The sequence below is a fragment of the Photobacterium malacitanum genome, assembly GCF_900185615.1.
GTDB classification, from domain to species: domain Bacteria; phylum Pseudomonadota; class Gammaproteobacteria; order Enterobacterales; family Vibrionaceae; genus Photobacterium; species Photobacterium malacitanum.
Map to the genome: position 1 here is coordinate 95,254 of NZ_FYAK01000006.1, position 22,098 is coordinate 117,351.

A 22,098-nucleotide genomic window follows, 5' to 3' on the forward strand; every position below is an offset into this window, starting at 1 on the left:
ACCACTTTTAATAAGGTAATCTCATGGCTCTGTTCTCAACGCCACCACGTTCAATTTGTATCTTACGTTTATCTGCTATTGGTGACGTATGCCATGCGATTGCTGTTGTTCAAGCCATTCAACGCCAGTGGCCAACGACTGAAATCACTTGGGTTGCTGGTAATGTTGAAGCACAGTTAATCAATGCATTACCTAATATTAAGGTGATCAGTTTTGATAAAAAAGCTGGCTGGAATGGCATTAAACAGGTTTGGCAACAACTGAAATCACACCACTTTGATGCACTACTCGATATGCAAGTTGCCTTACGTGCAAGTGTACTATCTTTAGGTATTAAAGCTAAGTATCGCGTTGGGTTTAGTAAAAATAGAACCAAAGAAGGACAGTGGTTGGTTACTAATCAGCACTTACCCAACACTAACAGTATACATGTTCTCGATAATATGGCTGATTTTGCACGTTTTATTGGTGTGCCCTTTACGACTCCAGAATGGAATATTCCACTGACGACGGCAGATAATAGCATTGCTGCACAATATATTAATCAGCCGACACTGGTAATATCACCTGCAGCCAGTAAAGATGAACGTAACTGGCTCCCTGAACGCTATGCCGCCATTGCAGATTATGCCGCAACTAAAGGCTTGGCCGTTATACTCTGCGGCTCACCAAGTGAACGTGAGCAACAATTGGGTCAACAAATTATCAGCCACAGCCAAGCACCAATCACTAATTTGATTGGTAAAACAACCCTGTTACAGCTAACGGCGTTATTACGTGCAGCAACTGTTGTGCTTGCACCAGACTCAGGTCCTGCTCACTTAGCAACGACCCAAAGCACGCCAGTAATTGGCCTCTATGGCCATAGTAACCCAGCGCGTACTGGGCCGTATTTATCGCAGCCATACACTGTTAGTGTGTATCAGCAAGTGGCGGAACAACATTACGGCAAACCATTGAGTGAATTACCATGGGGAGCACGCGTCAAAGGCAGTGATATCATGCCGCAAATTAGTGTGGCGATGGTCAAAGAAAAACTTGATCTCATTCTATCGTTATCATCACCAATGTCATAAGCTGCAAAGGAAGCCACATGAGCATATCAACAGAAAAACCGACACTTGGTGTTGCATTAATTGTTAAAAATGAAGCCAAGCATCTTGCTGCATGTCTAGATACGGTGAAAGACTGGGTCGACGAAATAGTTATTCTAGATTCTGGCAGCACAGATGAAACAAAAGCTATTGCTCGTTGCTATACTGACAAATTTTATGTCAATGCGCAGTGGCCTGGATTTGGTAAACAACGTCAACTTGCTCAGCAGTATGTCAACAGTGATTATGTGTTATGGCTTGATGCTGATGAACGCATAACGCCAGAGCTAAAACAATCCATTCAAAATGCACTCCAAGCCAATCAACATAATGTGGTTTATAGCGTTAACCGCCTAAGTACTGCATTTGGAAAGTTTATTCGCCACGCTGGCTGGCACCCTGATTGGATTGTACGTTTATATCGCCCTCAAGAAACTCACTATAATGATGTTCAGGTACATGAATCGGTGATCATTCCTTCAGGATGCCAAGTGATAAAGATCGCAGGTGACTTAGAGCATTATACCTTTGATGATTTCTTTGAATTTCAAAAAAAACAATCAAAATATGCTGAACTATGGGCCAAAGAAAAGCACATACAAGGCAAAAAAACCTCTATCGCATCAGCTATTGGACATGCTGTTTTTAGTTTTATACGGACCTATTTTATCAAACGCGGCTTCCTCGATGGTAAGCATGGTTTTATTATTGCCTGTATTAATGCGCAATATGTACTTAATAAATATATTGGCCTTTATCTTAAACAAAATAAGTAACCCATTATGACAACACGTGTTATCTATCCCGGTACCTTTGATCCAATCACTAACGGCCACCTTGATCTTATTGAGCGTGCTGCGGCCATGTTTGATCATGTCATTGTTGGTGTAGCATTTAATCCAACCAAAAAACCATTATTCACATTAGAAGAGCGGGTTGACCTTGCCCAACAAATCACAGCACATTTGCCTAATGTTGAGATTGTTGGTTTTTCTGGATTATTGGTCAATTTTGCCCAAGAGCACCGCGCCAATATTTTAGTGCGAGGGTTACGTGCGGTGTCTGATTTTGAATATGAATTTCAACTCGCCAATATGAACCGACGTTTGATGCCTGAACTGGAAACGGTATTTTTAACACCAGCAGAAGAGAACTCTTTTATTTCTTCAACCATCGTCAAAGAAGTCGCGCTCCATAAAGGAGATGTGAGTCAATTTGTTGATCCAATCATCACTCAAGCCTTATTGGCTAAATTTACTCAAATATAAACAAAAAAGGGAGCACATCGGCTCCCTTTTCTACTCAATCATCATGGCTTATTTGTTGTAGTATTCGCGATACCAATCAACAAAGGCTTGTACGCCCTCTTTAACTTTCACTTCAGGCTTGTAGCCTGTCGCTGCAAATAAATCATCGGTATCAGCATACGTCATGTAAACATCACCCGGTTGCATTGGCATAAAGTTTTTCTTCGCCTCAACACCGAGTGATTCTTCAAGTGCTTCAACATAATCCATTAATTTAACTGGGCTACCATGACCAATATTATAAATACGGTATGGCGCAGAGCTCGTCGCTGGTGAGCCTGCTTCTACAGTCCACTCAGGGTTCGGTTGTGGAATCACATCCTGAATTCGAATAACACCTTCAACAATATCATCGATATAAGTGAAATCTCGACTCATATCACCATTGTTATAAATATCAATTTCTTTACCTTCCATAATTGCATTAGTAAATTTAAACAATGCCATATCAGGACGACCCCATGGGCCATAAACAGTAAAGAAACGTAAGCCTGTCGTCGGAATGCCGTAAAGGTGTGAGTAGCTATGCGCCATCAGTTCATTGGCTTTTTTAGCGGCTGCATACAATGATACCGGATGATCAACGCTATCTGCGGTATCAAATGGCATCTTTTGATTTAAGCCATATACAGAACTTGATGAAGCATAAACAAGGTGCTCAACCTTGTTATGGCGGCAACCTTCAAGAATAGTCAAATAGCCAATTAAGTTACTATCACCATAAGCCATTGGATTATCTATTGAATAACGGACACCTGCTTGACCTGCTAGATGGATAACTCGATTAAATTTTTGGTCCGCAAATAGCTTAGCAATCGCTTCACGATCAGCAAGATCCATTTCAATAAAGCTAAAATTATCATGCTTGATACGGTCTAAGCGGGCGTGCTTTAACGCAACCTCATAATAATCATTAAGGTTATCGATACCAACCACCTGGTGGCCTTGAGCACATAAACGTTCTGTCACTGCACTACCAATAAAACCGGCTACTCCAGTTACTAAATACTTCATTTTCTAGCCTTTAATGTGTTTTAAAACACGCTTTATTTTTTATAACATTGGTAGTTATGATAGCAAGATTGATAAGGATTACTGCTCAAAAAAAATGAACCTATGCTTAATTAAAATCGAATAAATAACTAACTCAGTGCTGACACTTATCACAAAAAACCGTGGCTCGTTGACCGAGCTTTATCTCAGTTAAAAGCTCACCACAACGTGGACAAGGCTGACCTCCTTTACCATAAACCTGTAATTCTTGCGCAAAATAACCTGGTTTACCGTCAGCATTTTTAAAGTCTTTTAGCGTTGTTCCGCCTTGAGCAATGGCTTTGTTTAATACCGTTTTTATTTCATTGACCAGCAAATGTAACTTTTGAGATGAGACTTTACCTGCAGGACACTGTGGATCAATTCCTGCCGCAAATAATGATTCATTGGCATAAATATTACCGACGCCAACCACAACATGATTATCCATGATCAGTAATTTAATCGCTTTACGCTTTGCTTGTGCCTTAGCAACTAAATAATCGCCATTAAAATCCTCACTCAATGGTTCTGGGCCCATTTTATCTAATACCGGATGTTGTTCCCCTATCGGCTGCCATAGCCATGCACCAAAGCGACGAGGATCGTTATAACGCAGGATCTCACCACTCCCCAACACCAGATCGACGTGATCATGTTTTTCAGCCACTGATCCCGCTGTTAAAATACGCAAACTGCCTGACATACCAAGATGAACAATCGCATAGCCGATATCGGTTTCTAATAATAAATATTTGGCGCGTCGAACAACCTTGTGAATTACCTGCCCTTCAATCTGTTTTATCGCATCAGGAATTGGCCAGCGCAATCTTGAATTACGAATAATAATTTGGGTTACCGTTTGCCCAACAACATGCGGAGTTATTCCCATGCGAGTCACTTCAACTTCAGGTAATTCAGGCATTTTTCACTTGCTCCGATAATAATGATAATTTTGACGATAATGGTGGAAATAAAAAATCACCCGCCACTGTTACCGCTAACCACTCGCCAGTGCCAGTGTTTAGCAACCAAAAATGCGATAATTGATAAGCAGTGATCCGCTGAGGTTGCGACAGACCGACAAACCATGCTTCAACAGTATGCGGCAACAACAATTGTTTTTTTAATACTGATAACTGCTGTTGGCTAATTTTGGTCCCCTTTAAGGTTTGCCACCGAGCAATAACAGCTGCGATATCGAACGTCACCACAGGCTGACTCTTCCACCCCATCGCTGACTGCTGAAAAGTCATGGTTGGTAACACTAACCGTTGAATAATACGATTCTGAGCAAATAATGGTATCACCACCGATGACGTATTCATCTCTGTTGGCGTGAAACGTGCACGAATAAGCTCTGGAAGCTGTATGACAGCGATAAAAGCTAAAACCCCAATGATGATAACGTTATTCCATCCCCGTCGCGTTAAACGCATTCTCAGGCGCTCCTATGCGCAATTATCAATACAGACTAAGATAACATTGCTACTCGCAGCAGCAATAGCCAATTATGTCAGTGTCTAATGGAGTATACAGGGAAAGCAGGGAAAGCAGGGAAAGCAGGGAAAGCAGGGAAAGCAGGGAAAGCAGGGAAAGCAGGGAAAGCAGGGAAAGCATACTGAATTTTAAGTATAAAAAAACCCAGCTAGGCTGGGTTTTTATCAAAGATTTAAAAACCAATTACTTGATTTTAGCTTCTTTGTAAAGCACGTGCTGGCGAACTACTGGATCAAATTTCTTGATCTCAAATTTGCCTGGCATGTTGCGCTTGTTCTTGTCGGTAGTGTAGAAGTGGCCTGTACCAGCTGATGATACTAGACGGATCTTCTCACGAATGCCTTTAGCCATTGTTCAAATTCCTCTAAACGTTCTCGCCGCGGACACGCATCTCTGCAAGAACGGTATCAATACCTTTCTTATCAATGATACGCATACCTTTAGCAGTAAGACGTAGTTTAACGAAGCGTTTTTCGCTTTCTACCCAGAAACGATGAGTTTGCAGGTTCGGCAGAAAACGACGCTTGGTGGCATTACGTGCGTGTGAACGGTTGTTACCCGTTACAGGACGCTTACCAGTTACTTGGCATACTCGGGACATTACTGTCTTCTCCAAATCGTTTCGCTCGATATCTACCATGGAAATTTAATGTAAAATTCAATTTTACATATAACCACAGCTATCAAAGGTCGCGCATTATACTAAGTCAAAACCAGTTGCTCAAGTCCCGAGCAGATCCTTTCTCACTTTTTTTGTCGAAAATTGTCTATTTTATAGCCAACCACGCTCAGCAAAGGAAATAACATCTCCCTCACCGACAACAAAATGATCCAGAACACGAATATCGACTAAAGCCAGCGAATCGCTGATCTTGCGGGTTATTCGATGGTCAGCCTGACTAGGTTCAGCAACGCCTGATGGATGATTATGCGCTAAAATTAACGCCGCTGCATTAAGTTCTAACGATCTTTTTACAACTTCACGCGGATAGACGCTCGCACAATCAAGTGTTCCTTCAAATAATACCTCTCCAGTGATCACTCGGTGCTGATTGTCTAGGAATAGGATATAAAAGGCTTCGCGCTGTTTATGGCGTAATTTTTTGACTAAATATTGGCGAGTATTTTGTGGATTTGTGAGCGCGTTATCTTTTTTTAAAATTTCTTCTAAATATCGTTCCCCCATCGCTAAAACGGCCTGCAAAAGAGCAAATTTTGCTGGCCCCAAGCCTTTAACCCCACAAAAAGTTTCTTTATCTGCAGCCAGCAAAGCACGTAATGATCCAAATTCTTGCAATAAATACGTCGCCAATTCCAACGCATTCATTCCTTTGATGCCCGTACGTAAAAAAATGGCTAATAATTCAGCATCTGTGAGCGACTCACTGCCATGAGATAATAATTTTTCTCGCGGACGCGATGCTAATGGCAATTGCTTAAGCGACATACTGTCTCCTTGTTGGTATACCACTAGCAAAACAGCCATCACTTTTTAAACAACCTACCCTGTCGCGTTTTTTGAAATCAGCGACAATTTTTAGGGCTAATATGTCGATTTACAATCCTAAAACCTCGACCCGATCACTGATAAAAAAACTAACACTCATTGCAAGCGATGATCGTTGATAGATTTGATGCTATCGTGTCAGCAAAATTTATTGGCTTCTAGACACAGGCAAAACCATGCAAACACTGGCAGGAAAAAAAATCCTTCTCGGCATTAGCGGCGGTATCGCTGCCTACAAATGTGCAGAGCTTACACGTCGGTTAATTGAACGCGGCGCACAAGTTCAAGTTGTAATGACCACCGCAGCACAAGAATTCATTACACCACTAACCATGCAAGCGGTATCGGGAAATCCTGTTTCAAGTAGCTTATTAGACCCTTCTGCCGAAGCATCAATGGGTCATATTGAACTCGCTAAATGGGCAGATCTGGTTTTACTCGCGCCAGCAACAGCTGACTTAATTGCTCGCATCAGTGCTGGCATGGGTAATGATTTACTGTCGACACTTTGTTTAGCAACCGATGCCCCTATCGCTGTTGCACCTGCAATGAACCAGCAGATGTACCGCAACATTGCGACTCAAGAGAATCTACTTACGCTTCAGCGTCGTGGGTTTAGGTTATGGGGACCAGCGAGTGGTGAACAAGCTTGTGGTGATGTAGGGCCAGGACGAATGCTTGAGCCAATGCAGCTAGTACATCATTGTGAGGATTTTTTTCAACAGCCTGATCTAGCAGGATTAAATATCGTCATTACCGCAGGCCCTACTCGTGAAGCGATAGATCCTGTACGTTATTTAAGTAATTACAGTTCAGGTAAAATGGGCTTTGCCATTGCTGCTGCAGCGGCTAAACGTGGTGCTAATGTGACCTTAATCAGTGGTCCAGTCAACCTAACTACGCCAGTAGGGGTAACACGAGTTGATGTCAGTAGCGCTATCGACATGCAGCAAGCTGCGTTAGCTTACGCGGTAAAAAATGAGATATTTATCGCCTGTGCCGCAGTGGCTGATTTCCGCCCTGCGCAGGTTGCTGAACAAAAAATGAAAAAGCAACCAGACAATGAAACAATGACCATTCAACTGGTGAAAAATCCTGATATCGTTGCTGCTATTGCTGCGCTCACTGATCAGCGTCCATTTACCGTTGGCTTTGCCGCTGAAACTCAGAATGTCGAGCACTATGCGCGTGGTAAACTCGCCACCAAGAAGCTTGATCTTATTTGTGCCAATGACGTTTCAGTACAAGGACAAGGCTTTAATAGCGACACCAACGCACTCCATTTATACTGGCCTAATGGTGATAAAGCTTTACCATTAACCACTAAATCTGACCTTGGACAACAATTAGTAACTGAAATTGTAGCCCTTTATCAACACGCCACGCACTAGAGCATTATTATGAACACTATCGATCTTAAAATTCTTGACCCTCGTGTTGGAACCGAGTTTCCATTACCCGCTTATGCAACCACAGGTTCTGCAGGGCTTGATTTACGTGCGTGTCTTGATCAAGCATTAACCGTGGCACCTGGGGAAACTCACCTGGTGCCGACAGGCTTAGCGATTCATATTGGTGATTCAAATCTAGCTGCAACGATTTTGCCACGCTCAGGTTTGGGTCATAAGCATGGCATTGTGCTAGGTAACCTTGTAGGTTTAATCGATTCAGATTATCAAGGCCAACTGATGGTATCTGTCTGGAACCGTGGTGACACAACCTTCACAATCGAGCCAGGAGATCGTATTGCGCAATTAGTTTTTGTGCCTGTGGTACAAGCACAATTTAATATTGTGACTGATTTTGACGATGCAAGTCTTCGTGGTGAAGGTGGTTTTGGCCACTCAGGCCGTCAATAAGTTTATTGTTATCAATAAATATCAGTTATGCTTTTAACGCATGAATTTATTTTGATGCTAAAATAACCGATAACGATCAAACACAAAGCGCAACTATTGAAGGTTGCGCTTTTTTTACTGATAAACTGCATACATTTATCATCCAGCGCTTTTCACGACGCAATGGCATCGCTAAGATAAGCGGGTTTCATGCTGTCCATGGACAGTCTCATTTTGCAAAGGAACGATAATTCATGGCTGGCACCAAAAAAAGCAATCGCCGCGAAGAGATACTTCAGTGTCTTGCTCATATGTTGGAATCAAATCAAGGAAGCCAACGTATTACCACCAAAATGCTGGCGGCTAATGTTGGGGTCTCGGAAGCTGCACTCTATCGCCACTTCCCAAGTAAAGCACGGATGTTTGAAGGCCTGATTGAATTTATCGAAGATTCAATTACCACTCGTATTAACCGTATTCTTGACGATGAAAAAGATACCCTTACCCGCCTGCGTATGGTGCTACAACTGATCTTGATGTTTGGTGAGCGTAATCCCGGTTTGAGCCGTATTATGACCGGTCACGCATTGATGTTTGAACAAGATCGCTTACAGTCACGCATTAATCAGTTATTTGAACGCATTGAATCACAATTACGTCAAATTCTTAAAGAACGTAAATTACGTGAAGGCAAAGGCTTCCCTATTGATGAATCCATTTTAGCCGCTCAGTTACTTGGTCAAGTCGAAGGTAGTTTAAGTCGTTATGTTCGTTCAAGTTTTAAATATAAGCCAACTGAAAACTTTGATGATTACTGGCAGCTACTAAGCGGTCAATTAGGTTAATCAAACTCAGCATTGATTTAACTTATCAACAGCGGCATAAAAAAAGCGAGCCTCAATCGAGCCTCGCTTTTTTATTATTCGACAGTCATTGAAGCTAATTACACACCGTATTGAGTTCGGTACGCAGTAACAGCGGCTAGATGCTGCTCCATGCCCGCTTGCTCGCTTAAATACGTCACCACATCGCCAAGGGAGACAATTGAAATCACCGCACAACCAAAATCACGCTCGACTTCTTGAATCGCAGATAATTCGCCCTGACCTTTTTCTTGACGATCAATCGCTACTAATACGCCCGCTAAATCAGCGCCATTGGCTTTAATGATTTGCATTGATTCACGAATCGCAGTCCCTGCTGTGATCACATCATCAACCAACATAATGCGGCCTTCAAGTTCACTACCAACTAAATTGCCACCTTCGCCATGATTTTTGGCTTCTTTACGGTTAAAGCAGTATGGCATATCAATATCATGATGATCAGCCAATGCCACAGCGGTAGTGGTCGCAATCGGAATCCCTTTGTATGCAGGGCCAAATAACACATCAAACTCAATCTTAGCATCAACCAATGCTGCAGCATAAAAGCGGCCTAGACGCGCAAGATCACGACCAGTATTAAATAATCCCGCGTTAAAGAAATACGGACTTTTACGACCCGACTTCAGAGTAAACTCACCAAACTTTAATACGCCTTTTTCTAGGGCAAATTCGATGAACTGACGCTGATATGCTTTCATTGTGGCTCCTTAAACGACTTTCGTGTTTTACAATGTTGAAGATAGAAGCAACCTTTACCCATCTCAGTGGTAAAACTGTTGCCGCTGAAATCAATGATTATTCCTCTAACCAATAAATTTCAGATAAAAAAAAGCGGCTCCAATAGGAACCGCTAACAATTAGTTTTCTAAGGCTTGTTTCTGCATCGAAATAATATCGGTGATGCCGTCTTTGGCCAGTGCTAGCATTGCCAGCAACTCTTCATGGCTAAACGCCTCACCCTCAGCAGTACCTTGAATCTCAATCATCTTGCCGTCTTCGGTCATCACCACATTCATGTCGGTTTCAGCGGCGGAATCTTCAAGATACTCAAGATCACAAATTGGCTCGCCTTTATAGATACCAACCGACACTGCAGCAACCATGCCTTTTAGGGGGCTTTTCTTGATCATGCCTTTTTCAAGCATATAATTGATTGCATCAACTAATGCCACCATTGCGCCGGTGATAGAGGCAGTACGTGTACCACCATCTGCTTGAATCACATCACAATCAACGGTGATCATTTGCTCACCAAGCACTTTCAAATCAACCGCAGCACGTAAACTACGCGCAATCAGACGTTGAATTTCCATAGTACGGCCGCCTTGCTTACCACTAGCCGCTTCACGACGGTTACGGGTATGGGTTGCACGTGGCAACATACCGTATTCAGCAGTCACCCAACCTTGGCCTTTACCTTTAAGCCAACGCGGCACATTTTCTTCAACACTGGCAGTACAAATTACTTTGGTGTTGCCAAATTCAACCAATACTGAACCTTCAGCATGGGCTGTGTAGTTACGAGTAATAGTGATTGGACGTACCTGAGTGGCACTTCTTCCGCTTGGACGCATCGGGATTTCCCTTTGGCTGGATGATATTAACCGGCGATTATAGCGACATCTCAATCCCAGTGCACGAGAAAAGCATCGCTTAAATGATAGATTCAACCTTGTTTTGCATTTACAGCAGTAGCCCACAACCTGTGATCTCGCATATAATAAAAAAACTCGGTTACGACGCACCTCAACTGTAATTAAAAGATCAGACTTACCGTACAATACGCTAAGTTTAGCCGTCGCGACCATCATAACCAAAGGGCCACAAGCCAATGATCCATAGTATGACTGCTTATGCTCGTCGCGAAATAAAAGGCGACTGGGGCACCGCTGTGTGGGAAATCCGCTCAGTAAACCAACGTTATCTTGAAACTTACATTCGTATGCCTGAACAATTCCGTAGCCTTGAGCCGGTATTGCGCGAGCGTTTTCGTAAACGTCTAGCACGCGGTAAAGTTGAATGTAATCTTCGTTACGAAGCTAACACCGCGGCCAATACCGAACTCACCATCAATGAAGCCTTAGCCAAACAAGTCATTCATGCGGCGCGTTGGGTAACAGAAACAGCTGGTGAAGGTAATATTGGTCCATTCCAAGTGCTTAACTGGCCAGGCGTGATGGAAGCACCCGAACAAGATTTAGACGTGATAAATAAAGATCTACTGGCGGGCTTTGAGCTTGCTATGGATGATTTTATTGCGGCACGTGCTAGCGAAGGCGACAACATGAAGCAGTTGATCGACCAACGTTTAGCTGCAATTTCAACAGAAGCGATCAAAGTACGCGCTTTAATGCCACAAATTATGGTATGGCAACGTGAGCGTATTATGTCGCGTCTTGATGAAGCTAAAGTTGATCTAGACAGTAACCGTCTAGAGCAAGAGCTGATCATGCTGGCGCAAAAAAGTGATGTTGCCGAAGAGCTTGATCGCCTAGATTCACACGTAAAAGAAACCAACAAAATTCTCGCTAAAGGTGGCGCATGTGGTCGCCGTCTTGATTTTATGATGCAAGAATTTAACCGTGAATCAAACACATTGGCATCAAAATCAATTAATACTGACGTCACAGCATCTGCGGTTGAACTAAAAGTATTGATCGAGCAAATGCGTGAACAGATTCAGAACATAGAGTAATTAATCGCTACTCATACTTTCCAAGCTAGGCTATTGAGCTTGGAAAGTAGTTTGAAAAACGAGTCTGATTATGAAATCTCAATAAAGCCAGCTAGGCTTAAGTTATATTGACTTCGTAAAAAAGATGAATTTTCAAGCAATCAGCTAATTTCAATTATGCGCAGATCGTGATAATCTTCGCGCCCTTCTATCACTGAGTGAAAATAGGCAATGAGCAAAGGTACTCTATACATCGTGTCGGCCCCGAGTGGTGCTGGTAAATCAAGTTTGATTAATGCCCTTCTTGAAACTAACCCGACCTATGACATGAAAGTATCCGTGTCCCATACGACTCGTGGCATGCGCCCGGGCGAGGAAAACGGCGTTCATTACAATTTCGTTAGCGTAGAAGAATTTACTGACTTGGTAGAACAAGGTGCATTCCTTGAGCATGCCGAAGTATTTGGCAATTACTATGGTACTTCTCGTCCTTGGATTGAACAGCAATTGAATAAAGGTATTGATGTCTTTTTAGATATCGATTGGCAAGGTGCGCGTCAAATTCGTAAACTGATGCCAGCCGCCAAAAGCTTGTTTATCCTACCTCCGTCAAAAGAGGAATTGGAGCGTCGACTTAATACTCGAGGTCAAGACAGTGAAGCTGTTATTGCTCGTCGTATGGAAGAAGCACGTTCAGAGATCTCACACTATGACGAATACGATTATGTAATCGTTAATGACGATTTCGATGTCGCATTAATTGACTTTAAAGCAATTATTCGTGCAGAACGATTGAAGCAAGACAAGCAAACTGCTAAATATAGAAGCATGTTGACTGCACTACTAGCAGATCAGTAAGTTATTTTGTACAATTTTCTATTCCTAATTTAATAACCACTGGAGTCCTCCATGGCACGCGTAACCGTTCAAGACGCTGTTGATAAAATTGGCAACCGTTTCGATCTGATCCAAATTGCTGCTCGCCGCGCACGTCAAATGCAAACCGGCGGTAAGGATCCATTGGTTCCTGAAGAAAACGACAAATACACAGTAATTGCACTTCGTGAAATCGAAGAAGGCCTAATTACTAAAGATATCCTTGATGCTCGCGAGCGTCAGGAACTGCAAGAGCAAGAAGCAGCTGAATTAGCAGCTGTTAGTGCGATTGCTGGCGACCATCACCGTTAATCAGGAAACCAGGCATTGTATCTTTTTGATAGCCTGAAAGAAGTCGCAACCAAGTACCTGTCGAAGTCTCAAATTGAGGTGCTTCGACAGGCTTATCTTGTTGCTCGCGACGCCCATGAAGGCCAAACTCGTTCAACCGGCGAACCTTATATTATCCATCCAGTTGCGGTTGCCCGTATTCTGGCGGAAATGCGTCTCGATATTGAAACTCTGATGGCAGCCCTGCTGCATGATGTGATTGAAGATACCGAGGTCACTAAAGAGGATTTAGCCTGCCGCTTTGGCGATACTGTTGCCGAATTGGTTGATGGCGTCTCTAAACTCGATAAACTCAAATTCCGCGATCGCAAAGAAGCGCAAGCTGAAAACTTCCGTAAAATGATCATGGCAATGGCGCACGATATTCGCGTTATTCTGATCAAACTTGCTGATCGTACTCACAATATGCGTACGTTAGGGGCACTACGTCCTGATAAACGCCGCCGCATTGCTCGTGAAACCCTTGAAATATTCTCTCCGCTTGCCCACCGTCTTGGTATTCATAACATCAAATCTGAACTTGAAGAGCTTGGCTTTGAAGCGTTATACCCCAACCGCTACCGCGTCCTAAAACAAGTCGTCGCAGCAGCCCGTGGCAACCGTAAAGAAATGATTAATAAAATTCACGCAGAAATTGAGGGTCGCCTTAATGATGCGGGAATAGCAGCAGAAGTATCTGGTCGCGAAAAGAACTTATACTCCATCTATAACAAGATGAAGAATAAAGAACAGCGCTTCCATTCGATCATGGATATCTACGCCTTCCGCGTCTTAGTTAATGATCTTGATACTTGCTACCGCGTTTTGGGTCAGGTACATAACCTGTATAAACCCCGCCCAAGCCGCATGAAAGACTATATTGCGATTCCAAAAGCCAATGGCTATCAATCGCTACATACTTCACTGGTTGGCCCTCACGGGGTACCGGTTGAAGTTCAAATTCGCACTGAAGACATGGATCAGATGGCGGATAAGGGTGTGGCTGCGCATTGGACTTACAAAGACGGTGAAAACCCTGGTACCACTGCCCAAGTTAAAGCCCAACGTTGGATGCAAAGCCTACTAGAACTTCAACAAAGTGCGGGAAGCTCATTTGAGTTTATCGAAAATGTAAAATCAGATCTTTTCCCTGATGAAATTTACGTTTTTACCCCTAAAGGCCGCATTGTCGAGTTACCTGTAGGCGCTACTGCTGTTGATTTTGCCTATGCTGTGCATACCGATATCGGTAATACTTGTGTCGGCTCTCGCGTCGATCGTCAGCCTTACCCATTAAGTAAGCCGCTGAAAAACGGTCAAACCATCGACATTATCTGCGCGCCAGGTGCGCGACCTAATGCAGCATGGCTTAACTATGTTGTTACTTCACGTGCACGCACGAAAGTACGCCAAGTATTAAAAACCATGCGCCGTGATGAGTCGATTACCCTTGGGCGTCGACTACTTAATCATGCCTTAGGTGGTGTCAACATGCAGACAATTGCAGCTGAAAACATTACCAAAGTATTAGCCGATCTAAAACTTGAAACCGTTGATGATTTATTAACGGAAATCGGTTTAGGTGAGCTAATGAGTGTGGTTATTGCACGCCGATTATTAGGTAATGCTGATGAACTCACAGCCAAAAACAGTGATCGCCGCTTACCAATTCAAGGTGCTGACGGTATTTTGCTGACGTTTGCCAACTGTTGTCATCCAATCCATGGTGATCCGATTGTTGCTCATGTCAGTCCTGGTAAAGGCTTGGTTATTCACCGTGAAGAATGTGCCAATATTCGTGGTTACCGTAAAGAGCCCGATAAATACATGGCAGTTGAATGGAGCGAAGATTTTGAGCAAGAGTTTGTCACTAACCTCAAAGTCGATATGCAAAATCACCAAGGTGCACTGGCAGATTTAACCAACACGATTGCAGCAACAGGCTCTAATATTCAAGGTTTAGCGACCGAAGAAAAAGACGGCCGTCTGTATACGATCACTGTTCGTTTGACGACTAAGAGCCGTGTTCATTTGGCCAATATCATGCGTCGTATTCGTATCATGCCAGATGTGGTGCGGGTTGCTCGCCAAAAAAATTAACCGCAGCCATTTAATCTGCTGTTAATACTATGAATAAAACGCCCACTCATGGGCGTTTTGTGTATTTGGCAATCAATCCATATTATTATGGTGTCATTGTTATTATTACCAATGGCTTAAACCGTATGACTCCTGATCGCTTTCAACGTATCCATCAAGTATTAGCTACTCGCCAACCCGACCTCACTGTATGCATGGAAGAGGTCCACAAGCCCAATAATGTCTCTGCTATTATTCGTACTGCTGATGCGGTTGGGGTTCATAAAGTGCACGCGGTGTGGCCAAAAGAGGCCATGAAAGTACTGAGTCATACTTCAGCTGGCGCTCGTAACTGGGTCGAGCTTGAAACCCATGACACCATGGTTGAGGCTATCAGCACCCTTAAAGCACAAGGCATGCAAGTCCTTGCGACCAACTTATCCGCCTCTGCGGTTGATTTTCGTGAGGTCGATTACACCAAACCAACCGCGATTATTCTCGGTGGTGAAAAAAATGGTATCACTGCTGAAGCATTAGCGATGGCTGATCAAGATATTATTATTCCCATGGTCGGTATGGTGCAATCTCTCAATGTTTCTGTCGCCAGTGCACTCATTCTCTACGAAGCACAACGTCAACGTCAAAATGCAGGCATGTATGATCGCACGACCACTTTACTTGATGCTAGTGTGGTAAATCGTATTCTATTTGAACGTGGACATCCGGTATTAGCCAATGTTGCTAAACAGAAAAATCTACCGTACCCGCAATTAGATGATCAAGGCCAGATTGTTGCCGACGAGCAATGGTGGGCAGCGATGCAAGCCAAAAAGGTCAAACGCCCTGTCGCAACTAGCGTAACTAACAAGGACTAACCATGAGCGGACAACTCCTCAACACTATCGCCCTCACTGAACTCACTGGTGTTGGCGCCAAAATGGCAGAAAAACTCCACAAAATTGGGCTTAATAACGTTCAAGATGTGCTGTTTCACTTGCCACTTCGTTATGAGGATCGTACCCGCATTTGGCCAATTAATCGGGTTGCGCCCGGTCAGTTTTTAACGGTTCAAGGTGAAGTTAGCCATTGCAGCATTCAATTTGGCAAACGCAAAATGCTAACGGTAAAAATTGGTGATACCACAGGCTCGGTGACGTTAAAGTTTTTTAATTTTAATGCCGCGATGAAAAACAGCTTTAGCCAAGGCAAGCAAGTAAAAGCCTACGGCGAAATTAAAGGGAGTCAGTTTGGGCTGGAAATCATTCATCCCGATTACCGCCTTTTTTCTGAACCGACAGCGCTGAGTGTTGAGGAAACGTTAACGCCGGTATACCCAACCACTGATGGTTTACGCCAAGCAACATTGCGTAATTTAACCGATCAAGCGCTCGCTTTACTTGCAAAGTCAGCAGTTACCGAGTTACTCCCGACGGGTCTTTATGATCAACAAATGACCCTCGCTCAAGCGTTACAATTGATGCATCGTCCCACGGCTGATATTTCGTTAGAACAATTTGATGCTGGCAAACATCCAGCCCAAAAACGGTTAATTTTAGAAGAATTATTAGCCCAAAATTTATCAATGTTGGCACTGCGCAGTAAAGGGCAACAGCATCAAAGTTGGTCCTTAGCGCCACAAGACACTCTCAAGCAACAACTACTTGCCAGTCTACCGTTCACACCAACAGGCGCGCAGCAACGGGTTGTGGCTGATATAGAGACCGATCTTGCACAACCGCAGCCAATGATGCGCCTAGTACAAGGGGATGTTGGATCGGGAAAAACACTAGTGGCCGCGCTGGCTGCTTTACGCGCCATTGAGCACGGTTATCAAGTTGCATTAATGGCACCTACCGAATTATTAGCTGAGCAACATGCGCACAACTTTGCACAGTGGCTCAACCCAATGGGGATTGAAGTCGGTTGGATGGCAGGCAAACTCAAAGGTAAAGCGCGAGAAAAAGAATTAGTTCGCATTGCCAATGGTGACGCCAAAATGGTGGTTGGTACTCATGCTTTATTTCAAGACCAAGTAGTATTTCAGAACCTTGCGCTAATTATTATCGATGAACAACACCGTTTTGGTGTCCATCAGCGGTTAGATCTACGAGAAAAAGGGGCGACAAACGGTTGTTACCCGCACCAATTAGTGATGACGGCCACCCCAATTCCACGTACCCTTGCGATGACAGCTTATGCCGATATGGATACCTCGGTGATCGATGAGTTACCACCAGGTCGAACGCCAATTCAAACCGTTGCGTTGCCTGATAGCCGTCGCCCACAAATTATTGAGCGTATTCGCGCCGCATGTCAGCAAGAAGGCCGTCAAGCGTATTGGGTTTGCACCTTGATTGATGAATCTGAAGTATTAGAAGCGCAAGCGGCATCAGATACCGCCGATGAACTTACTCGCCTATTACCCGATCTCAAGGTTGGTTTAGTTCACGGTCGAATGAAGCCCAAAGAAAAACAAGCAATTATGGCAAGTTTTAAAGCAGGTGAGATTGATTTATTAGTCGCCACTACCGTTATCGAAGTTGGCGTTGATGTTCCCAATGCCAGTTTAATGGTGATTGAAAACCCAGAACGGCTTGGATTAGCGCAATTACACCAATTACGCGGTCGAGTCGGTCGCGGCCAAATCGCCAGTCATTGTGTGTTGCTTTACCATGCGCCGCTGACCAAAACGGCTCAAAAACGCTTAGCAGTGTTACGAGAAAGTAGTGATGGGTTTGTGATTGCGCAGCGCGATCTTGAAATTAGAGGCCCTGGTGAATTACTGGGCACGAAACAAACGGGTATTGCTGATTTTAAAGTGGCTGATTTAATTCGCGATCAATACTTAATTCCTCAAGTACAAAAACTCGCACGTTATATTCACGACCAATATCCTGATAATGCTGCAGCGATTATCGAGCGCTGGATAGGCCAACGTGAAAATTATTCTAACGCCTAGCATCTATGCTATCGCGGTTATTGTTGCCTAATGCTAATAACCGCGTAGTTTACCCTTCGTCAGTCGTTATTAATTAATCACATCACCCACCAAAAGCAAACGATTGCTATTTTAAAAAAGATAATTACAATAGCGGCAAAATTTCACTACTTTACTCTCTGCCAGTGTTGATTTGGTTCTGACTAACAGCAATCACAGATCACCGCCAATCACACAAGTATTTGCCCACTCAGCGCGAATAATGGATACCAGAGAACCGGTTAGGATCGAACAATGACTCAGCATCACACCAGTTCCACGCCAAAAAACTCTGATCTTATTTATCGTTTAGATGATAGACCGCCGCTGCCCCAAACCCTATTTGCTGCAACCCAACATTTACTGGCGATGTTTGTCGCAGTGATCACACCGTCATTAATTATTTGCCAGTCTTTGGGATTACCCGCCAATGACACTAACACGATTGTTAGCATGTCATTACTGGCATCAGGGATTGCTTCATTTATTCAAATTAAAACCTTTGGCCCAATTGGTTCGGGCTTATTGTCAATTCAAGGTACAAGTTTTAATTTCTTAGGCCCGATTATAGGTGCTGGTTTAGCACTGAAAGCCGGTGGTGCTGACACTCAAACCATGATGGCGGCCATTTTTGGTACCATCATTTTTGCCGCTTTCACTGAAGTATTTATTTCACGGATTTTGCAACATGCGCAACGTATTATTACTCCGTTAGTGTCTGGCATTGTGGTGACATTAATCGGTTTAACCTTAATTCAGATAGGCCTAACCTCCATTGGTGGTGGTTATAGTGCAATTGCTGACGGTAGCTTTGGTAGCCTTGATAATCTGATGCTAGCAGGCACAGTATTAGGGTTTATTGTGTTGCTGAACCGCGTTAAAAATCCTTACTTACGAGTATCATCGATTGTTATTGCCATGACTGCTGGTACTTTATTGGCATGGCTGTTAGGAATGATAAAAACCGATATCGCCACTACCAACCCATTAATTGCGATTCCAATGCCAATGCAATATGGGCTCAGTTTTGATTGGGGATTATTGGTACCCTTGATGATTGTATTTGCAGTCACTTCATTGGAAGCTATCGGTGATATTACTGCAACCTCAGAGACCTCAGAGCAACCAGTCAAAGGGCCGCTATATATGAAGCGTATCAAAGGTGGTGTGCTCGCAGATGGACTTAACTCAGCAATGGCTGCGGTATTTAATAGCTTTCCCAATTCAACCTTTAGCCAAAACAATGGCATCATTCAGCTAACCGGTGTTGCAAGTCGCTACATTGGCTATTTTGTCGCAGGTATGTTGGTGCTATTAGGGCTATTTCCTGATGTCGCTAATTTAGTCCAACTGATTCCTGAGCCAGTATTAGGCGGTGCAACGATTGTCATGTTTGGCACCATTGCCGCATCGGGAATTCGAATCATCTCCCGCTGTCACCTTGATCGTCGCGCCATTTTAATCATGGCACTGTCATTCTCGATGGGATTAGGCATTGCGCAAAAGCCTGAAATTTTGCAATTCCTGCCAGAGATTGTAAAAAGTATTTTATCTTCTGGTATGGCTGCTGGCGGTATTACCGCGATTTTATTAAATATCATTTTGCCTGATGATAATGCTGATGCTGTTGAACTGATTGATGAAGCAAAGATCACTCAACACTAATTATCATCCTCATTAAAAAAAGCCCGCCTCATTATGAATTGAGAGCGGGCTTTTTATTGGGTCTTATTTCACAGCCAAGCGAAGTTAAATCCTTACGGCTTGAGCTTATGTAATGGCAAACTGATCTCCACTCTTAGTCCACCTTCACTGCGATTACGCACTGAAATAGCCCCTTCATTTTGATCGATAATTCGCTTCACAATCGCTAACCCAAGCCCTGTACCTTCGGTTTCACTACCACGGGCAGAATCACCACGGGTTAATGGCTGAAACATTTTAGTGACTTGATTGGGTTCAATCCCTGGACCATCATCTTCAACGCAAAACCAAGCGGATTTACGATCAACCGAAGCACCGCTGGATATTCTCACCCAACCATTACCGTAGCGTTGCGCATTGATCACCAAGTTAGCTACCGCGCGTTTAAGGGCTACCGCGTTAGCTGAAATCGTCCCCGGTACTGGCGTTAATTGCTGTTCAATAACATTGCCATAACTGCCTTCAGTATGTGCCACATCTTCTAACAATACGTTCAGATCGATATCTTCTTCATCTTGTTTTTTGGTCGATTTTAAATAATCCATAAACTGACTAATGATAGCGTTACATTCTTCAGTATCTGTGATCATTGATTCCGCTAAATAACTGTCCTCTGGTGACATCATTTCAGTCGCGAGTCGAATACGGGTTAATGGTGTCCGCAAATCATGGCTCACTCCCGCCATTAATAAAGCCCGATCATCTTCAAGCTGTTTGATGCCTTGTGACATTTGATTAAAAGCTTTGGTCACAGAGCGAATTTCAGAGGCACCTTGTTCAGGTAACTGCGGCGGTGTTTCACCACGCCCAACTTGCAATGCGGCTTGTTCAAGTTCGACTAACGGCCGATTTTGAATCCGAATAAACAACCAACCGCCAGCAATAACTAAGAAAGCAATAATTAAGCTATAACGAAATAACGGTGCGAAATCATCTTCTTGTAATTCAGATAAAGGAATACGCATCAAAAAGTTTGGCATCGCATCGGTTTTCATCCACAGCACATAGCTATGAGTACCAAGCAATAACCGCACATCGGTTGGTGAATGTAATTCACGCGACATTTCTTCACTCAAATAACTAATATGAGTGGCATCATTAAATTCTTCAGCGCCTGGAGAATTAGGCGCATGTAACGTCACTCCAAGTTCTTCAAGTAACTTACGTCGAATAGGTCGATCAAGATAAATCGTTTGGCCGTCAGCCATCTTAATATCTTCTTTCAACATCAACTTAACTTCGTAAGCTAAAATACGATTAAATTGCTGAATACTTGGCAGTAGCGCGTAATTCACTATAGTGAGATATGAAAAAATCTGGCTTGCGATTAACAAGCCAGCTAATAATATCAGTGTTCGCGCAAAGGTACTTTTGGGCGATAACCGCATGGCTTACGCCTCACGACCATCAGGTACGAATACATACCCTAAACCCCATACCGTTTGAATATAACGCGGGCGACTAGGATCATCTTCCACCATGCGGCGTAGACGTGAAATCTGTACATCAATCGAACGTTCCATCGCCGAATATTCACGACCACGGGCCATATTCATTAACTTGTCACGTGACATTGGCTCACGCGCATTAGTAACAAGGGCTTTTAATACAGCAAACTCGCCCGATGTCAGTGGCATTGGTGCATCGCCGCGGAACATTTCACGGGTGCCAAGATTAAGACGGAACTCACCAAATTCAATCACTTTGCTTGAGACACTCGGTGCGCCCGGTGCCTCAATCGTTTGACGACGTAATACCGCACGAATACGCGCTAATAATTCACGTGGATTAAATGGCTTTGGCAGATAATCATCGGCGCCAACTTCAAGGCCAACAATGCGATCAACTTCATCGCCTTTTGCTGTCAGCATTAAAATAGGTAGCATGTTGTTAGCATTACGTAGGCGACGACAGATAGATAAGCCATCTTCACCAGGTAACATTAAATCTAATACCATTAGATGAAATGTTTCACGCGCCAGTAAACGATCCATTTGCTCGCCATTAGCAACACTGCGTACTTGAAATCCTTGCTCAGAAAGGTAACGCTCAAGTAACGCCCGTAAACGCATGTCGTCATCGACCACTAATATCTTATAATTTTCCTGCATTTTTCACCTTCATCGATCACGATAGCAAGTTGTTACTAAGTGTACGCAAGTCGTAATAACTAACGCTTTATTTAACAAACATTAGCGATACATAATAATCACCATTAGACATGAATTATAACATGCTAATTCGTCTCATGATTGGGTTATTAACATCACGTAAATATTCAATCGCCACTGTT

23 protein-coding genes are annotated in these 22,098 nt (G+C 43.4%); 13 read left to right on the forward strand and 10 right to left on the reverse strand.

What is annotated here, in order from left to right:
* Positions 1-23 precede the first annotated feature (23 nt).
* From PMAL9190_RS13830 to coaD, 3 genes are read left to right on the forward strand one after another with little or no spacing between them, the layout of a single operon-like run.
* Entirely contained in the window at positions 24-1,076 is a 1,053-nt protein-coding gene (locus PMAL9190_RS13830; RefSeq protein ID WP_087845706.1) for a glycosyltransferase family 9 protein, read from the forward strand.
* 17 nt (positions 1,077-1,093) lie between these two features.
* The gene (locus tag PMAL9190_RS13835) at positions 1,094-1,870 is read left to right on the forward strand and encodes a glycosyltransferase family 2 protein (RefSeq protein WP_087845707.1); all 777 of its coding nucleotides are present in this window, start codon (positions 1,094-1,096) and stop codon (positions 1,868-1,870) included.
* 6 nt (positions 1,871-1,876) lie between these two features.
* Positions 1,877-2,362 carry a pantetheine-phosphate adenylyltransferase gene (gene coaD, locus PMAL9190_RS13840; RefSeq protein ID WP_087845708.1) on the forward strand — a complete coding sequence of 162 codons (486 nt, stop codon included), beginning with the start codon at positions 1,877-1,879 and terminating at the stop codon, positions 2,360-2,362.
* 48 nt (positions 2,363-2,410) lie between these two features.
* Here coaD and PMAL9190_RS13845 read toward each other — a convergent pair whose 3' ends face one another.
* From PMAL9190_RS13845 to radC, 6 genes are all read right to left on the reverse strand, one after another.
* Positions 2,411-3,415, reverse strand: a complete 1,005-nt coding sequence (locus PMAL9190_RS13845) for an NAD-dependent epimerase (RefSeq protein ID WP_087845709.1) — start codon at positions 3,413-3,415, stop codon at positions 2,411-2,413.
* A gap of 133 nt (positions 3,416-3,548) precedes the next feature.
* Entirely contained in the window at positions 3,549-4,358 is an 810-nt protein-coding gene (gene mutM, locus PMAL9190_RS13850; RefSeq protein WP_087845710.1) for a bifunctional DNA-formamidopyrimidine glycosylase/DNA-(apurinic or apyrimidinic site) lyase, read from the reverse strand.
* Positions 4,351-4,872 carry a hypothetical protein gene (locus tag PMAL9190_RS13855; RefSeq protein ID WP_087845711.1) on the reverse strand — a complete coding sequence of 174 codons (522 nt, stop codon included), beginning with the start codon at positions 4,870-4,872 and terminating at the stop codon, positions 4,351-4,353. Before PMAL9190_RS13855 ends, mutM begins: the two co-directional genes overlap by 8 nt.
* 244 nt (positions 4,873-5,116) lie before the next feature.
* The gene (gene rpmG / locus PMAL9190_RS13860; protein WP_005371942.1) at positions 5,117-5,284 is read right to left on the reverse strand and encodes a 50S ribosomal protein L33; all 168 of its coding nucleotides are present in this window, start codon (positions 5,282-5,284) and stop codon (positions 5,117-5,119) included.
* Positions 5,285-5,297: 13 nt separating this feature from the next.
* Positions 5,298-5,534 carry a 50S ribosomal protein L28 gene (gene rpmB, locus PMAL9190_RS13865; RefSeq protein ID WP_045039707.1) on the reverse strand — a complete coding sequence of 79 codons (237 nt, stop codon included), beginning with the start codon at positions 5,532-5,534 and terminating at the stop codon, positions 5,298-5,300.
* A 171-nt stretch (positions 5,535-5,705) separates the two neighbouring features.
* A complete protein-coding gene (gene radC, locus PMAL9190_RS13870) occupies positions 5,706-6,380 on the reverse strand; it encodes a RadC family protein (protein ID WP_087845712.1) in 675 nt (224 codons plus the stop codon).
* Between the two features lie 236 nt (positions 6,381-6,616).
* On the opposite strand from radC, the gene coaBC reads away from it, so the two are divergent.
* The 3 genes from coaBC (at position 6,617) to slmA (ending at position 9,123) form a co-directional block, all read left to right on the forward strand.
* Positions 6,617-7,831 carry a bifunctional phosphopantothenoylcysteine decarboxylase/phosphopantothenate--cysteine ligase CoaBC gene (gene coaBC, locus PMAL9190_RS13875; protein ID WP_087845713.1) on the forward strand — a complete coding sequence of 405 codons (1,215 nt, stop codon included), beginning with the start codon at positions 6,617-6,619 and terminating at the stop codon, positions 7,829-7,831.
* 9 nt (positions 7,832-7,840) lie between these two features.
* On the forward strand, positions 7,841-8,299 hold the full coding sequence (gene dut, locus PMAL9190_RS13880; protein WP_065169266.1) for a dUTP diphosphatase: 459 nt from the start codon (positions 7,841-7,843) through the stop codon (positions 8,297-8,299).
* A gap of 233 nt (positions 8,300-8,532) precedes the next feature.
* A complete protein-coding gene (gene slmA / locus PMAL9190_RS13885) occupies positions 8,533-9,123 on the forward strand; it encodes a nucleoid occlusion factor SlmA (RefSeq protein WP_065169265.1) in 591 nt (196 codons plus the stop codon).
* Between the two features lie 98 nt (positions 9,124-9,221).
* Here slmA and pyrE read toward each other — a convergent pair whose 3' ends face one another.
* Positions 9,222-9,863 carry an orotate phosphoribosyltransferase gene (pyrE, locus tag PMAL9190_RS13890; RefSeq protein ID WP_087845714.1) on the reverse strand — a complete coding sequence of 214 codons (642 nt, stop codon included), beginning with the start codon at positions 9,861-9,863 and terminating at the stop codon, positions 9,222-9,224.
* Positions 9,864-10,022: 159 nt separating this feature from the next.
* Positions 10,023-10,739 carry a ribonuclease PH gene (gene rph / locus PMAL9190_RS13895; RefSeq protein ID WP_036789329.1) on the reverse strand — a complete coding sequence of 239 codons (717 nt, stop codon included), beginning with the start codon at positions 10,737-10,739 and terminating at the stop codon, positions 10,023-10,025.
* A 257-nt stretch (positions 10,740-10,996) separates the two neighbouring features.
* Here rph and PMAL9190_RS13900 point away from each other — a divergent pair, with 257 nt between their 5' ends.
* The 7 genes from PMAL9190_RS13900 (at position 10,997) to PMAL9190_RS13930 (ending at position 19,766) form a co-directional block, all read left to right on the forward strand.
* Positions 10,997-11,860 (forward strand): YicC/YloC family endoribonuclease, encoded by an 864-nt coding sequence (locus tag PMAL9190_RS13900; RefSeq protein ID WP_065169263.1) that lies wholly within the window; start codon positions 10,997-10,999, stop codon positions 11,858-11,860.
* Positions 11,861-12,070: 210 nt separating this feature from the next.
* Positions 12,071-12,697, forward strand: a complete 627-nt coding sequence (gene gmk, locus PMAL9190_RS13905) for a guanylate kinase (protein ID WP_087845715.1) — start codon at positions 12,071-12,073, stop codon at positions 12,695-12,697.
* Positions 12,698-12,748: 51 nt separating this feature from the next.
* Positions 12,749-13,027, forward strand: coding sequence for a DNA-directed RNA polymerase subunit omega (gene rpoZ, locus PMAL9190_RS13910; RefSeq protein ID WP_036789323.1), 279 nt, complete (start codon positions 12,749-12,751; stop codon positions 13,025-13,027).
* A 15-nt stretch (positions 13,028-13,042) separates the two neighbouring features.
* Entirely contained in the window at positions 13,043-15,145 is a 2,103-nt protein-coding gene (gene spoT / locus PMAL9190_RS13915; protein ID WP_087845716.1) for a bifunctional GTP diphosphokinase/guanosine-3',5'-bis pyrophosphate 3'-pyrophosphohydrolase, read from the forward strand.
* Between the two features lie 125 nt (positions 15,146-15,270).
* Positions 15,271-15,999 (forward strand): tRNA (guanosine(18)-2'-O)-methyltransferase TrmH, encoded by a 729-nt coding sequence (gene trmH, locus PMAL9190_RS13920; protein ID WP_087845798.1) that lies wholly within the window; start codon positions 15,271-15,273, stop codon positions 15,997-15,999.
* A gap of 2 nt (positions 16,000-16,001) precedes the next feature.
* On the forward strand, positions 16,002-18,083 hold the full coding sequence (recG, locus tag PMAL9190_RS13925) for an ATP-dependent DNA helicase RecG (RefSeq protein WP_087845717.1): 2,082 nt from the start codon (positions 16,002-16,004) through the stop codon (positions 18,081-18,083).
* 273 nt (positions 18,084-18,356) lie between these two features.
* Positions 18,357-19,766 (forward strand): uracil-xanthine permease family protein, encoded by a 1,410-nt coding sequence (locus tag PMAL9190_RS13930; RefSeq protein ID WP_087845718.1) that lies wholly within the window; start codon positions 18,357-18,359, stop codon positions 19,764-19,766.
* Positions 19,767-19,858: 92 nt separating this feature from the next.
* Here the strand turns inward: PMAL9190_RS13930 and envZ are convergent, their stop codons facing one another.
* Together envZ and ompR are read right to left on the reverse strand one after the other, a co-directional pair.
* Positions 19,859-21,193, reverse strand: coding sequence for a two-component system sensor histidine kinase EnvZ (gene envZ / locus PMAL9190_RS13935; RefSeq protein ID WP_087845719.1), 1,335 nt, complete (start codon positions 21,191-21,193; stop codon positions 19,859-19,861).
* A 3-nt stretch (positions 21,194-21,196) separates the two neighbouring features.
* Complete coding sequence (ompR, locus tag PMAL9190_RS13940) at positions 21,197-21,916, reverse strand: osmolarity response regulator transcription factor OmpR (protein WP_087845720.1); 720 nt, start codon at positions 21,914-21,916, stop codon at positions 21,197-21,199.
* Positions 21,917-22,098 lie beyond the last annotated feature (182 nt).

Excerpts from the sequence above, each read along its gene's own strand:
- pyrE (WP_087845714.1), bottom strand. The coding sequence starts at position 9,863 with ATGAAAGCATATCAGCGTCAGTTCATCGAATTTGCCCTAGAAAAAGGC.
- coaBC (WP_087845713.1), top strand. The coding sequence starts at position 6,617 with ATGCAAACACTGGCAGGAAAAAAAATCCTTCTCGGCATTAGCGGCGGT.
- PMAL9190_RS13855 (WP_087845711.1), bottom strand. The coding sequence starts at position 4,872 with ATGCGTTTAACGCGACGGGGATGGAATAACGTTATCATCATTGGGGTT.
- mutM (WP_087845710.1), bottom strand. The coding sequence starts at position 4,358 with ATGCCTGAATTACCTGAAGTTGAAGTGACTCGCATGGGAATAACTCCG.
- rph (WP_036789329.1), bottom strand. The coding sequence starts at position 10,739 with ATGCGTCCAAGCGGAAGAAGTGCCACTCAGGTACGTCCAATCACTATT.
- ompR (WP_087845720.1), bottom strand. The coding sequence starts at position 21,916 with ATGCAGGAAAATTATAAGATATTAGTGGTCGATGACGACATGCGTTTA.
- recG (WP_087845717.1), top strand. The coding sequence starts at position 16,002 with ATGAGCGGACAACTCCTCAACACTATCGCCCTCACTGAACTCACTGGT.
- PMAL9190_RS13900 (WP_065169263.1), top strand. The coding sequence starts at position 10,997 with ATGATCCATAGTATGACTGCTTATGCTCGTCGCGAAATAAAAGGCGAC.
- envZ (WP_087845719.1), bottom strand. The coding sequence starts at position 21,193 with ATGCGGTTATCGCCCAAAAGTACCTTTGCGCGAACACTGATATTATTA.
- radC (WP_087845712.1), bottom strand. The coding sequence starts at position 6,380 with ATGTCGCTTAAGCAATTGCCATTAGCATCGCGTCCGCGAGAAAAATTA.
- coaD (WP_087845708.1), top strand. The coding sequence starts at position 1,877 with ATGACAACACGTGTTATCTATCCCGGTACCTTTGATCCAATCACTAAC.
- PMAL9190_RS13830 (WP_087845706.1), top strand. The coding sequence starts at position 24 with ATGGCTCTGTTCTCAACGCCACCACGTTCAATTTGTATCTTACGTTTA.
- rpmG (WP_005371942.1), bottom strand. The coding sequence starts at position 5,284 with ATGGCTAAAGGCATTCGTGAGAAGATCCGTCTAGTATCATCAGCTGGT.
- rpmB (WP_045039707.1), bottom strand. The coding sequence starts at position 5,534 with ATGTCCCGAGTATGCCAAGTAACTGGTAAGCGTCCTGTAACGGGTAAC.
- rpoZ (WP_036789323.1), top strand. The coding sequence starts at position 12,749 with ATGGCACGCGTAACCGTTCAAGACGCTGTTGATAAAATTGGCAACCGT.
- dut (WP_065169266.1), top strand. The coding sequence starts at position 7,841 with ATGAACACTATCGATCTTAAAATTCTTGACCCTCGTGTTGGAACCGAG.
- slmA (WP_065169265.1), top strand. The coding sequence starts at position 8,533 with ATGGCTGGCACCAAAAAAAGCAATCGCCGCGAAGAGATACTTCAGTGT.
- trmH (WP_087845798.1), top strand. The coding sequence starts at position 15,271 with ATGACTCCTGATCGCTTTCAACGTATCCATCAAGTATTAGCTACTCGC.
- gmk (WP_087845715.1), top strand. The coding sequence starts at position 12,071 with ATGAGCAAAGGTACTCTATACATCGTGTCGGCCCCGAGTGGTGCTGGT.
- PMAL9190_RS13845 (WP_087845709.1), bottom strand. The coding sequence starts at position 3,415 with ATGAAGTATTTAGTAACTGGAGTAGCCGGTTTTATTGGTAGTGCAGTG.
- PMAL9190_RS13930 (WP_087845718.1), top strand. The coding sequence starts at position 18,357 with ATGACTCAGCATCACACCAGTTCCACGCCAAAAAACTCTGATCTTATT.
- PMAL9190_RS13835 (WP_087845707.1), top strand. The coding sequence starts at position 1,094 with ATGAGCATATCAACAGAAAAACCGACACTTGGTGTTGCATTAATTGTT.